General features: G+C 60.6%; 7 protein-coding genes. 3 read left to right on the top strand and 4 right to left on the bottom strand.

The features are described 5' to 3' along the window. The first annotated feature begins 34 nt into the window (after positions 1 to 34). Together G5575_RS13770 and G5575_RS13775 are read left to right on the top strand one after the other, a co-directional pair. Positions 35 to 3,838 carry a calcium-binding protein gene (locus G5575_RS13770; RefSeq protein ID WP_164534838.1) on the top strand — a complete coding sequence of 1,268 codons (3,804 nt, stop codon included), beginning with the start codon at positions 35 to 37 and terminating at the stop codon, positions 3,836 to 3,838. Further along, entirely contained in the window at positions 3,835 to 4,476 is a 642-nt protein-coding gene (locus G5575_RS13775) for a hypothetical protein (RefSeq protein ID WP_207633157.1), read from the top strand. Before G5575_RS13770 ends, G5575_RS13775 begins: the two co-directional genes overlap by 4 nt. A 362-nt stretch (positions 4,477 to 4,838) precedes the next feature. On the opposite strand, the gene G5575_RS13780 is transcribed toward G5575_RS13775, so the two are convergent. From G5575_RS13780 to G5575_RS13790, 3 genes are all read right to left on the bottom strand, one after another. Continuing rightward, complete coding sequence (locus G5575_RS13780; protein WP_164534839.1) at positions 4,839 to 5,642, bottom strand: glycosyltransferase family 25 protein; 804 nt, start codon at positions 5,640 to 5,642, stop codon at positions 4,839 to 4,841. 136 nt (positions 5,643 to 5,778) lie between these two features. After that, positions 5,779 to 7,863: a glycogen debranching protein GlgX gene (gene glgX, locus G5575_RS13785; RefSeq protein WP_164534840.1), complete on the bottom strand. Its 2,085-nt coding sequence runs from the start codon at positions 7,861 to 7,863 to the stop codon at positions 5,779 to 5,781. A 128-nt stretch (positions 7,864 to 7,991) separates the two neighbouring features. Continuing rightward, positions 7,992 to 8,873, bottom strand: coding sequence for an AraC family transcriptional regulator (locus tag G5575_RS13790; protein WP_164534841.1), 882 nt, complete (start codon positions 8,871 to 8,873; stop codon positions 7,992 to 7,994). A 135-nt stretch (positions 8,874 to 9,008) separates the two neighbouring features. Between G5575_RS13790 and G5575_RS13795 the strand changes: the two genes are divergently transcribed. Then, entirely contained in the window at positions 9,009 to 9,971 is a 963-nt protein-coding gene (locus tag G5575_RS13795; RefSeq protein ID WP_164534842.1) for an aldo/keto reductase, read from the top strand. Between the two features lie 67 nt (positions 9,972 to 10,038). Here the strand turns inward: G5575_RS13795 and G5575_RS13800 are convergent, their stop codons facing one another. After that, positions 10,039 to 13,308 (bottom strand): DEAD/DEAH box helicase, encoded by a 3,270-nt coding sequence (locus G5575_RS13800; RefSeq protein WP_164534843.1) that lies wholly within the window; start codon positions 13,306 to 13,308, stop codon positions 10,039 to 10,041. Positions 13,309 to 13,321: the final 13 nt, after the last annotated feature.

Here is a 13,321-nt window from a genome sequence, read left to right on the forward strand (position 1 = left end):
CAGCATCACCGTCCTCGATGGCCAGCATGTCATCATGGGCGGCATGGACGCCGACACCATCGATGCAGGCACCGGCGGCAGCGTCGTCCTGGGCGATAGCGGCAGGGCTGAGTTCACTGAAGCCCGCGTCATCGTCCGCGTCGAAAGCATCGCACCGGATCAGGGTGGCAACGACAAAATCAAGGTGCTCGACGGCAACCATGTCATCATGGGTGGCGTCGGCAACGACACCATCGATGCCGGCAATGGCTCCAGCGTCATCCTCGGCGACAACGGCGAAGCCCTTTACACGCTGGGTCTCGTAGCGACGGTGCGCACCACCGCGACGCAGCATGGCGGCAAGGACAAGATCAAGGTCCTCAACGGCAACCATGTCATCATGGGCGGTTCGGACAATGACAGCATCGAGGCCGGCAACGACTCGAGCATTATCCTTGGCGACAACGGCGAAGCGACCTTCAGTGGCAGCAAGATCGCCAAGGTCACCAGCATCGACATCCATCGTGGCGGCAACGACGAGATCACCGTCAAGGCTGGCAACCACGTCCTAATGGGCGGCTCGTTCAACGACGTCATTAAGGCGGGCAACGGCAATCACATCATCCTGGGCGATAGCGGCACGGCCATCTACAATGCCAATGGCGAGATCGACACCGTCGAAAGCCGCTATGGTGCCAAGATCATCGACACGGTCGAAGTCGTCTACGACGGCAGCGATACCATCGACGCCACCGATGGCCGCCACGTCGTCTTCGGCGGCGGCGCTGGCGATACGATCCGCATCGGCTCGGGCGAAAGTGTAGTCTTCGGCGACAGTGGCTTTGTCGACATCGACGGCACTCTGCCGAAAACGGCCTATTCGACCGACACGGATCGTGGCGGTGACGATGTCATCACCACCGGCGTGGGCGTGACTGGCAATGTCGGTTACGACGTCATCGTCGTCGGCGGCTACGGCAAGGACACGATCACCACGACTGCCGGCCAAGACATCATCTTCGGCGACAGTGCAACGCTAGAGTTCTCGATCGTCACCACTGGCAACGACCGCACGGCAGTGCTGCAGCGCGGATATACCCTGGCTCCAACCCATGGCGGCGACGACACCATCGATGCCGGAGCGGGCAACGACATCGTCATCGGCGGAACGGGCCGGGACACCATCCGCGGCGGCGCAGGCAACGATCGCATCCTCGGCGATCATGGCCTCTACGACGTCGCGCTCCCGGCCAACCAGCGGATCATTTCGATCTATGCCGGTGAAAATGACGGCGGCGCTGGCGACACCATTTTCGGTGATGACGGCGATGACATTATCGTCGGCCAGCAGGGTCGCGACATCATCGATGGCGGGGCGGGTGATGATGACATCATCGGCGGCCACAATATCGTCGGTGGTTCGGACAAAAACGAACTGGTTGACGGCAAGTGGCTGGGCGACCTTCTCATCGGCGGCGCCGGTGAAGACGTCGTACTCGGCGATAACGGACTCATTGCCCGTACCGAGATCGGCGGCACCAGCTGGAAAGATACCATCTGGCTGCGCAACCCGGTCGTGGCAGGCGTCACTTCGCTCCGTCGTGATGTCGTCACCTTCGATCATGAAGACTTCATCGGTGGCAACGACACCATCTTTGGTGACACTGGTAATGATCGCCTCTATGGCCAGCGTGGCAACGACACCATCAATGGTGGCGACGGCAACGACGACATCGTCGGCGGCTTGGGCTCCGATATTTTGAGTGGCGACGCTGGCAAGGACATCATCCTTGGCGACGAAGGTCAGATCCTGCGCGCCTTCAAGGCCGATGGATCGGCCGTGCTCGACACAGACGGCGCCTGGCATCGTGACGTCGTGCTCGAAGAAGTGGTCCGCGTCGTCGGCCTGACGTCGATCTCGTCCAACAAGGCAGGCAACCCGAACCTTGCCGCTGATCTGCTTGGCGCCGACATGCTGCTCCTGGCAGGTGCCGTCACCGACAGTGGCATGCGCATCACTGCTGGCTCGGGTGCCTGGGATACGAAGGCGATCGGTGTCGATCTCGAACCCGCCTTCGACGATATTATTAATGGGGGTGATGGCGACGACGTACTGTTCGGACAGCGCGGCAACGACACCATCAGCGGCGGCGCCGGAGCCGACACGATCTTCGGTGATCGGGCATCCAATTCCGCAGGCTTTCTCACCGACTTGCCGGCGATCATAAACGCCTTCCGCATCGTCAAGAATGACGAAAGCCAGCGTCTTGGCATCAAGCTCCCGGTCAACGGCGAACTGGTCGTTCCGGCCGTCAACCTGCTGCCATGGGAAATGACACCCTACCTGCCGCAGCTCGACGTGTTCCTCAATGCCGAGGGTCCACTGTCCGGCTTCGTCAACAAGACGACGCTGAACACCGGTTCTGACTCCAACCTGAAGGTTTTCGCCTCGCTCGTGGCCGATACCACTCGCGCCCAGGACCTGACCTTTGGCAATGACACCATCGATGGTGGCGAGGGAAACGACACGATCTTCGGCGACGATGGCCGTATCCAGGCAATCACCGAAACTGGCCTTGCCGTCATCGACAAAGAAGTCGCAGGTCTGTCGGTCTCGATGCACAATATGCTGCGTGACCTTTCGGCCATGGGCTTTGCGATCAATGCCGTTGCCGGCAATGCCAACACGACGGTAGGCATCGGGAACGACACTATCCGTGGCGGTGGCGACAACGACACTATCTTTGGCGATACCGGCACGATCATCGTTCCGTCTTCGCAGCTGGCGGTCGTCGGAACATCACCAGTGGCGGCTGCCAAGCTCGTCCACAGCTGGCTCATGGATCTGCAGACGGTGGTGGCCGACATGTCCTACACCGCCCGCGCCGGCTCCGAGACGGCGATCCGTGAATTCGCTCAAAAGCACAATCTGGGTGGCGTTACTTTCAAGTCCGGTTCGGCGCTTGCCGGTCAGCCCATCCTCCGCCCAGCCACGCACACGCTCTTGATCGGCAATGACCAGATTTTTGGCGACGGCGGCAACGACATGCTGATCGGTGATCACGGGATCATCATGATCCCCATGATCAGCGCCTCGACCGCCGCATCCTTGCCAAAACTCAGCACGGTCGAACTCAAAGGCATCAACGCCGCGCTCGCCGCCCAGGACAAGGACCTGACAAACGCACTGCGGGCGCATATCGCTGCTCATCACGCCGTTGACACCAAGCTCGGTAATGTTGGCAACTGGGTTTTCGGTGGTGGCCTTGGCTACGGGCTCAATGTGGGCAATGACCAGATCGATGGCGGTACCGAGAACGACGTGATCGTCGGTGATACGGCCGTCATCCAGCAACCGAACATGCTGGCCGTATGGACGTCCACGACCAGCAAGTCGGTTGCCGACAAACTGCAGGCAGCAATGCTCAAGACAGTCGACCGGCTCTATCTTGGCAATTTGAGCAACGCCTCGGCCCGGGCGGAGGCATGGGGTGTCCAGTCGGTCGTGTCCGATTGGTCCAGCACCGGGTCGCGTAGCGCCTGGCTGCTCGATGCTGCCGACAAGCGTCATAAGGCGGGTATCGCTCCATCCTACATCACCCTCAACTCCGACATGATTTATGCCGGTGCTGGTAACGACCTCGTCTTCGGTGACTTTGCCGCCATTATCCCGATCGTCGGCAAAACTGGCAGCACTGGAATGATTACCAGCACCCGCGTGCTGCCGATCGGCGAGACCAGCGCCACGCAGACGGCAAACCTGCGCTACGTTTATAATTTTGGCGCGCAGGGCCCGCTGCATGGGGCGGTCACTTCGGACGTCAATCGTCGCACCCCTTCAATATCGACGGAGACGTGATCTACGGCGAGGCGGGCGATGACATGATTTATGGCACGTTGGGAGACGACTACGTCGATGGCGGAGACGGCAACGACCAGCTTTCGGGCGGCAATGGCTACGATACATTTGATGGCGGTGCAGGCACGAACCTTTTCGCTTTTGACAGGACCCGCGACAAGATAGTGGGCGCCGGTAAGTCCATCGTGCGCCAGAGCCTTGACGCCGGTTCGAGCGCCTTGGTTCTGGGCAGTACTTGGATCAGCCCGCTAACCACGCGTGTTGCGACCAATGCCCAGCTTGTTGCCTCCAAGTTCAATCCACTGGGGATGAACGCAGCCAGCATCGGCACCACGCCCAAGCTTGCGTCCGGCGCAAGCGCCACGCCTTACGTACTCAAACAGGTTGCAATTGCTCCCGAATACCTCAAGCCTGCAGCGCCCGCCTTCGTAGTCGCAGCGCCGGCCACTTCTTTCGTACCAACCACGACTTCCGCTTTTGTGCCGACTATCTTCGGCATCAACAGCGACATCGTCGTGCGGGTATCGGACGAGGATGATGATGAAGGGTCAGACGACGACGTCATGTTCCTCGACGAGCTGACGAGCCAGCTCTATGCTCGACTGAAACGTGACGACGACATTGCGTTCTACGACTGATAAGTTTGCGGCCACGCCCGAAGCGTGGCCGCTTACCTCAAGACTGGACTGTTCGGCTGGCGATTTGCCGGACGGTTTGGAAAACGAAAAATAAGGCCAAGATTCTATTTTAGAATTGGGCTTTGATAGGACTTGGAAAGGGGTAGATTTTTTTTGGATACTCTGACGCAAACTGCAGTGCTGCATTGAGAAACTGAACTTAAGGCTCCTAAGCACAATTCACCAATTTATATATTTGGTTGGCCGGGTGAGTTGCTTACCTTGGAAGGCGTGTATGGTTGAGGGAAATGCTTAAATTTTCTTCACCCGCACGGTGATGAAGGTGAAGACGCTCTCTTGCAATAGTAATCACTGCTGCGCATTCACGGCGCGAAATCTACGTGCTTGCTGTTAAGACCGTTCCGTTGCTCGCGCACATGATCGACAGCGTTGCGCAACCCGGTTCGCAGCTTTCGGCGCATGCGGGCAACGGCGTTCTTGACCGGATGGAGATCGGCATACTTCCGGGGCAAGACCTGCTTGGTGTCGATATTGCTCCGTCCAACCTCCGATTGACCCTCCCTTTGCGTGCCCAGCTGCCGGCAAAGCGCCGGATCGACAAGGCTGCGGGTCAGGAGCGCGCCGGGTTCTTCGAAGGGACTATACATCGCAAGATCGATCGCCAATGTGCGCAAACGAGGATGGCCAAGTAGCTTTTCCGCTGCCGATCGTCTCAGGACATATCCGGCGCTGCCCATCGGGGTGGACCGAAAACGCCTTACGGAGAGACCCTTTTGCGTTACCTCGTGCGCCAGGTAGACGCGGGTTCGCGCCCCTGTAGTCTCGATCCGTATCAACTCTTCGCTGAAATTGCCGGCGGCTTCGAGGAAGTGTGGGAGCAAGGACGAGAGTTCCGCATCATCCTCAAGGATCAGCACCTGGCTTTCACCAGCAGCAAGCATGGTCTGCCAGACACGCTCATGGCTCATGGCGCAAGAGAACATGTTGGGGGACATGTAATTTGGCTTGAGCGGGTCGCAATAGGCCGCAACATCGCTCTCGCTTAAATCCGACGGCGTCAGCGCTTCGATCCTGGTCGCCGTCAATCCGAGCCTTGCGAACTGCTCTTCCATGAACTGGCGCCGGTCGGGGCGGCTCGCGAGATTGATGTAGTAGATCGGAAGCAAGCGTCGTCTCCTTGGCAAGGCAAGGAGCAGGTTTCATCCGCGACGCGGTAAGTCAACCAACGCTACACGCATCCATTGAATTTGGTCGGAATAACAAAATCCCCGGCCACCACAATGGCGGCCGGGGAGCTAATCGCTAGCGCAGCAGGATCAGTGACCGGGGCGCCATCGTGACTGCCTCGCCGCCCTTGACGCTGCGGTGGCCGTTGTCGGGCTGCGACGTGTCGATCTCGGCGGTCCAGTCCGATCCGTCGCCACGCGTCGGCACCGTGAACTCCACGTCACCATCGTGGGGGTTGAAGAGGACCACCACTTCCCACCAGATGCCATCCTGGTTCTGGAGATCGTCCCGCGACAGGCGAATGCCCAACGTCGTGGCGCCACCGTCGAGCCAATGCTCCTGCAGCTGTTCGCCGCCGCCCGGATTGTACCAGGTGACGCTCATCATATCGCGCCAATTGGAGCGATGGATCAGCGGCTGCGTCGCACGGATCGTGGTCAGCTTCTGGACGAACTGGTGCAGCGCCTTGGCATTGTCGTTGAGATCCCAGTTGATCCAGCTGATCTCGCTGTCCTGGGCATAGCCATTGTTGTTGCCGCCCTGCGTCCGGCTGAACTCATCACCGGCCAGCAGCATCGGCGTGCCGTGCGAGAGCAGCAGGGTCGCAAGGAAATTGCGCTTCTGCCGTTCGCGGCTCGCAACAATGCCCTCGTCCTCGGTCTCGCCTTCCGCACCGTAATTATAGCTACGGTTGTCGTTGTGACCGTCGTTATTGTCCTCGCCATTCGCCTCGTTGTGCTTCTCATTGTAGGAGACCACGTCGTGCAGGGTGAAGCCGTCATGGGCGGTGACGAAGTTGACGCCAGCCCATGGGCGGCGGCCGCGATGGTCATAGATATCGCCCGAGCCGGTGAACCGCGCGGCAAAGTCGGTCGAGGTGTGGTCGGTGTTTTTCCAGTAGTCGCGGACGGTGTCGCGATATTTGTCGTTCCACTCGGCCCAGCCGGGCGGGAAGCCACCCACCTGATAGCCGCCTGGACCGATATCCCAAGGCTCGCCAATCAGCTTGACCTTGGAGAGGGCAGGGTCCTGTCCCATGGCGTCGAAGAACCCGCCACGCTGGTTGAAGCCTTCCGGCTCGCGCCCCAGAATGGTGCCGAGGTCGAAACGGAAGCCATCGATATGCATCTCTTCCGACCAATAGCGCAGGCTGTCGGTCACCATCTGCAACACACGCGGATGGCTGGTATTGACCGTGTTTCCGGTGCCGGTATCATTAATGTAGTAGCGCGGATTGCCCGGCATGGTGCGGTAATAGGAGAAATTGTCGATGCCCTTCCAGGAGAGCGTCGGCCCCATCTCGTTGCCTTCGGCGGTGTGGTTGTATACCACGTCCATGATGACTTCGAGTCCGGCATCATGGAAGGCGCGAATGGTGTTGCGCAGCCCGTTGATACCGTTTGGACCATAATAACGCGCTGCCGGAGCAAAAAAGCCCAGCGTGTTGTAGCCCCAATAGTTGTGCAGGCCCTTGTGCAGCAGGAAGTCGTCATCGGGGAAGAAGTGGATCGGCAGCAGTTCCACCGAAGTGACGCCGGTCGATTTGATGTAGTCGATGACCTCGCGCTGCGCCAAGCCTTCGAATGTGCCGCGCAGGTTCTCCGGAACGGCAGGATGGAGCTTGGTATAGCCCTTGACGTGCGTCTCGTAGAAAACCGTTTTGGCCCACTCGATATTGGGTTTGCTGTCATTGCCCCAGTCGTAGGCGCGCGGATCGACCACCCGGCACTTGGGCATCACCGAGGCGCTGTCTTCCTCGTTGAACGACATGTCCTTGTCTTCCGCATCGGCGAGGTAGCCGAAATGCGCAGACGACCACTGCACGTCGCCGACCAGTTCGCGCGCGTAAGGATCGACCAAAAGCTTGTTGGGGTTGAAGCGATGTCCCTGTGCCGGCTCGTAGGGCCCATGCACGCGATAGCCGTAAAGCGTTCCCGGGCCGACATCGGGAAGGTAGCCGTGCCAGATTTCGTTGGTATATTCCGGCAGCGTAATGCGCTCGATTTCCGCCCCGCTCGCCTCGTCGAAAAAGCAGAGCTCGACGCGGGAGGCATAAGCGGAGAACAGCGCGAAATTCGTGCCTTCTCCATCCCAATTGGCGCCGAGTTTCGTAAAATCTCCAGGCAAGACACGTCGAGAGGATGAAGGCAGGTCGTTCATAGTCGCTCCAGGTTTGGCTGCCTAATAACCCGCTCCTCAGCCATCGAGTTGCAGTGCGTTTTTGCAGCGCCTCCATGCATCAAAGGCGTCGTGCTTTTCGTCCTCCCGCCTAGGCGCTAACAGCCCTCTCACAGACCGGTTTCGACAATCGTCTGTATCGTCTCCGCATCCCGCCGTGGTGGTGCGCCGAAGAGGCGTTTGTATTCGCGGCTGAACTGGGACGCGCTTTCGTAGCCCACCGAAAAGCCGACGTTTGCCGCTTCGGCCTGGTCCGAAACAAGCCGCCGTCGCGCCTCATGCAGCCGAATGTGCTTTTGGTATTGCAGCGGACTCTGGCCAGTGACCGCCTTGAAGCGCCGGTGGAACACCGAGACGCTCATCCCGGCAACGGTCGCCATGGCATCGATGCTCAGATGCTCGGCATAATGATCGCGGATCCAGGCCATGGATCTGCGAATATGAGCGAGGCGCCCATCGCTGCTCGCGATCTGGCGAAGCAGCGCACCCTGCGGACCCATGAGAAGGCGAAACATCAACTCGTGCTCGAAATGATGCGCCATAACGGCGATCTCTTCGGGTCGGTCCAGCAAGCCGACGAACCGTCCCCAGGCCTCCAGCAATTGCGGCCCCGCCTTGCTGACTCCAAAGCCGGTATCGGTCGGCGGATCCGGCATGCCGGACATTTCCAGGATCAGCGCGGCAATGACGGCCGGGTCGATGAAGAGGTTAAGCGCGAGATACGGCTCATCGGTCGACGCCTCGCACACCTGGCCCATGGCCGCGACTTCCGCGGCAACGATCATGCTGTGGCCGGCCGTATATTCGAGCACCTGGTTGCCGATGATGGTGCGCTTGGCGCCCTGCAAGACGAGGCAAACGATGGGATCGTAGATCAGGGCGCGCAGCCGCGTGGATCGGTCGATTTGAAAGATGCTTAGCCGGGGCAGGGCGGTGCTGTGCGGTCCGGCATGGCGCAAGGCCATGGACTTGATATCGGCTAGATCGGTCATGGTGCCATCTGGGCGCGATCACACGGAAAGGTCAATGCGCCGGCAGGATCAGGCAATCAATTAAGAGGATCGGGCATCGTCCTGAGCCAGTGCACGGTCCACAGTGTCGATAATTTCAACGAAAGGACGATCGACATGGAAAAGCGCAAATTGGGTAGCGAAGGTCTCGAAGTCGCCGCCATCGGCTATGGCGCCATGGGCTTCCACCTGGCCTATGGTTCGTCTGACGAAACCGACGGGCTCAAGACCATCCAGCGTGCCTACGAGCTGGGCGTCACCCTGTTCGATACGGCTGAGCTTTATGGCTGGGGCGAGAACGAGAAGTTCCTGGGCCGTGCGGTAAGCGGTTTTCGCGACGACATCGTCATCGCGACCAAGTTCGGTTTAACGCATGACTATGGCACCGACAGCCGGCCCGAACATATCCGCGAAGTGGCCGAGAACAGCCTTCGCTACCTTGGCACCGACCACATCGACATTCTCTACCAGCACCGCTTCGACCCCAATGTGCCGATCGAGGACGTCGCCGGCACGGTCAAGGATCTGATTGATGAGGGCAAGGTCAAATATTTCGGCCTCAGCGAAGCCGGGGCGCAGACCATCCGCAAGGCGCACGCCATTCAGCCCGTCTCGGTGCTGCAAACGGAATATTCGGTTTTTGAGCGCGACGTCGAAACCCTCTTCCCAACGCTCCACGAACTGGGTATCGGCCTCGTGCCTTATTCGCCACTGGGCCGTGGCTTCCTGACCGGCACGGCAAAGCCTGCTTCCGACTACGAGCAGGGTGATATGCGCAATGGCTTGGACCCTCGCTGGGAGCCGGGCAATTTCGAAAAGAACATGGATGCCGTTCGCCAGCTGCAACGGCTGGCCGAGGAGAAGAACATCACCCCCGCTCAGCTTGCCCTGGCCTGGCTTCTTGCGCAGGGCGACGACATTGTTCCCATTCCCGGCACGCGCAACCGCACGCGGCTCGAAGAAAATCTCGGTGCTGCCGACGTCACGCTCGAAGAAGGCGATCTGGCGCGGATAAGAGAAGTGCTACCCAATGGCAGCTTTGGCGACCGCTACAAGGGCGGCGCGCCGAAGTGGATCTGATCTAACGCATCGGACCAGGCGAGGGTGGCGGCCGCGCTGCCACCCTCGCGTGAAGGTCTTTGGACGTTCAAGCCTCCAGCAACTCGCGCAACTGCGCTGTCACCGCAAGCTCCTCCTGCCGTTCGACGATCAGGCGTCGCTCCTTGACCTTGCAGCCCTGCTTGAGCCCCTTGGCGATCTTGGCCGGGTCGTTTTCGCGGGTGGCAGTGAGCGCGATACCCAGGGGACCGGCGTCGATGCGTTCGACCCCGATCGATCCCGCAGCGATGGCCAGCCGCGTCACCGCGATCAGCTGTTCCGCTTCCTCGGGGAGGGGTCCGAAGCGATCCTCCAGCTCCTCGGCGAAGGCGTCGAGTTCATCCAGCTTGGCGATGCGCTGGAGACGGGCATAAAGATTGATGCGCACCACTGCTTCCGGCACATAGTCGTCCGGAATTCTGCCAAGGCTGCCGATATTGAGCTCGGCGGGTCGCACGCTTTCTGCTTTCTCGTTCTTGGCCTCGGTCAGGGCGCGTTCCAGCAGCTGCTGATAAAGCGCCGAGCCGATCAGATGCACATGGCCCGCCTGGTCTTCGCCCAAAAGGTCGCCGGCCCCACGCAGCTCGAGGTCGCGGGCGCTGATCTGGAAACCCGAACCCAGCCGGTCAAAGGCTTCGAGCGTCGATAGTCGCGCGCGGGTGTTCTCCGCGACTTCCTGTTCCGGATCGAGCAAAAGGTAGGCGACCCCCTGGATGCGCCCACGCCCAACTCGACCGCGAAGCTGATGCAGTTGCGACAACCCGAAGCGATCGGCACGCCACACGAGCATCGTGTTGGCGCGCGGCACGTCGAGCCCGCTTTCGATGATGTTGGTGGCCAGCAGCACATGGCCCTTGCCGTTTGCAAAGCCCATCAGCGCTGCGTCGATCTCCTGCGGCTTGAGGCCGCCATGAGCGACGGTCACCTCGAGATCGGGTACGATCCGCTCGAGTTCGACGCGAACCACGTCGATGTCCTCGATGCGAGGTACCACGACAAAGCTTTGTCCACCACGGCGGACTTCGCGCAGCAGGGCAGTTCGCGCGGTGGCCGCGTCGAAAGGCGCGACGAAGGTGCGGATCGGCCTGCGCCGGGCAGGGGGCGTTGCAAGAATGCTGACATCCTGAAGTCCAACCATGGCCGCTTGCAGCGAGCGCGGAATTGGCGTGGCGGTCATGGACAACAGGTGCACATTGGCTGCCATGTCTTGCAACTGCCGCTTGAGCTTGGCACCAAAGCGCTGTTCCTCGTCGATGATGACGAGCCCGAGTTCGGGCAGCTCGACATCCTTGCCGCTGAGCGCATGCGTCGCCACGACAATGCGGATTTCGCCGCTGCGCAGAGCCTCCTTGGTTGCCGTGGCTTCCGCGGCGCTGTTGAGACGCGACAGCGTTCCCACCTTGATGTCGGTGCCGGCAAACCGGCGTTCGAAGCTTTCAAGGTGCTGCCGCACCAGCACCGTCGTGGGCGCGATCATCGCGACCTGCTTGCCGGCAAGTGCCGCTGCCGCCGCTGCACGCAGGGCGATCTCGGTCTTGCCGAAGCCGACATCGCCGCATATCAGCCGGTTCATCGGATGGCCTGAGGCGAGATCGTCCAGCACGGCCTTGATCGCTGCCGTCTGGTCTGGCGTTTCCACATAGGGAAAGCGCTGGGCGAGCCGGTCGAAGTCCTTCTTCGCCGGCTTAAGCGTCTCGGCCTTGGCCGTGAGCCGCTCCTTGGCGAGATCGGCCAGATGCTTGGCCGCCTCGTCGATCTCAAGGCTGACCGTGGCGCGCTTCTTGTCCCAGGCATCGGTGTTGAGACGATCGAGCGTTACCGCCTCGGCTTCCGCCCCATAGCGCCAGAGCTTGCCGAAATCGGTGACCGGCACCATGACCTTGGTCTCGCCGTGGTATTCAAGCTGGATCGTATCTTCCTCGAGCTCGCCGGTCGTGACACGGGTCAGGTCGCGCAAGATGCCGACGCCATGATCTTCGTGCACCACCACATCGCCAACACGCAGCTCCAGCGGCGCGATCAGCGTGTTGAGATCGACTTCTTCGGCATGAAAGCGGCTGCCGAACACATCCGAAGCAGCAACGACGGCAAGCCCCGACTTTCTATCGATAAATCCGGCATCGAGGTCGACATCGGCCAGCCATAGGCCCGGCTCCTCTCCAACGCCCGCAAACGAGCCGGCCAATTGTTGCGGCTCGATATCGCTGCGCTTGAGCACGCCGAAAAGCTTCTTGCGCTCCGCTTCCGTGCCGCAGAGCACGACTGGGTCCGCTGCATGATCGCGCAAAAACTTGGCCAGCGCGCGCCCGGGAAACCGCTCTGCCGAAAAGCTGTCCATCGGCGCAAGGTCCGCTAGATCGGCCTCGATCGCCTTGCGCTTCTTGCATTCCGCCTTCCACGCTTTCTCGTCGAGATAGAGCCCGGTCACGCTGAGCGGATGCATGTCGCCGAACTGATCCGCCGAAGCATGCGCCTCGGTGATCTGCTCCAGCACACGCCCGATGCGCTCTTTGATCGGACCCGCCAAGATCAGCCTGGCATCCGGTAGATAGTCGAAAACGCTGGCAAGGCTCTCATAGTGCTCGGACAGCCGATGCTCCTGCCCAGGCTGACGATCTTCGGCGCGCCTGATAACCTCGGATGCTGCGCCTAGCGCTAGGGTGGCCAGTTCATCGAGCGTGCGTTGCGTACGCGGATCGTAGCGCATCATCGTTTGGATCACGCCGTCGATGTCGGTGATCCGCACCGGCTCATCCGCGTCGGCTGGGAAAATGTCAACCACATTGCCGTAAAACGCGATCTCGCCGGGTTCGTCGACCCGATCGTCCAGCGTGTAGCCGGTCTCAAGCGCAAACTTTTCCAGCGCCTCGCGGTCGAGCTTTTGGCCCTTGCTGAGCGTCATTTCGGTCGCTTGGACAACATCGATCGGCGGCAATTTTTGTATCGCCGCTTCGACCGATAACACAAGGATGGGTGCACTTTCCGAGCGAACGCACTTTCGCAGTGCCAGCATGCGTTTGCCCATGATTTCGCGGCTGGGCGGCGCGCGGTCGTAGGGGAGGCAATCCCAGGCGGGAAGGTGCACTACCAGACGGCCCGGCAGGAAACTGGCCAACGCGCGCGTTGTTTCCTCGGCCCGGCGTTCACTGGTGGTAAGATAGATCCAGCTTTGGGCTTGATCCTTTAACGTTCCGATCAGTCGGAACGCCACACCGGCGGAAGGGGGCTGCTCGCTTTGCATCGCGGTGGCCAGGTCGCTGGGCAGGCCGACGGGCTCCATGCGCGCGGTTGCAGGAGTGCTCGATTGCTGGCTGGTCATTGTGTCCGGTGGG

It is taken from the genome of Devosia aurantiaca, from assembly GCF_011058215.1.
In the GTDB taxonomy this organism is placed as follows: Bacteria; Pseudomonadota; Alphaproteobacteria; order Rhizobiales; family Devosiaceae; genus Devosia; species Devosia aurantiaca.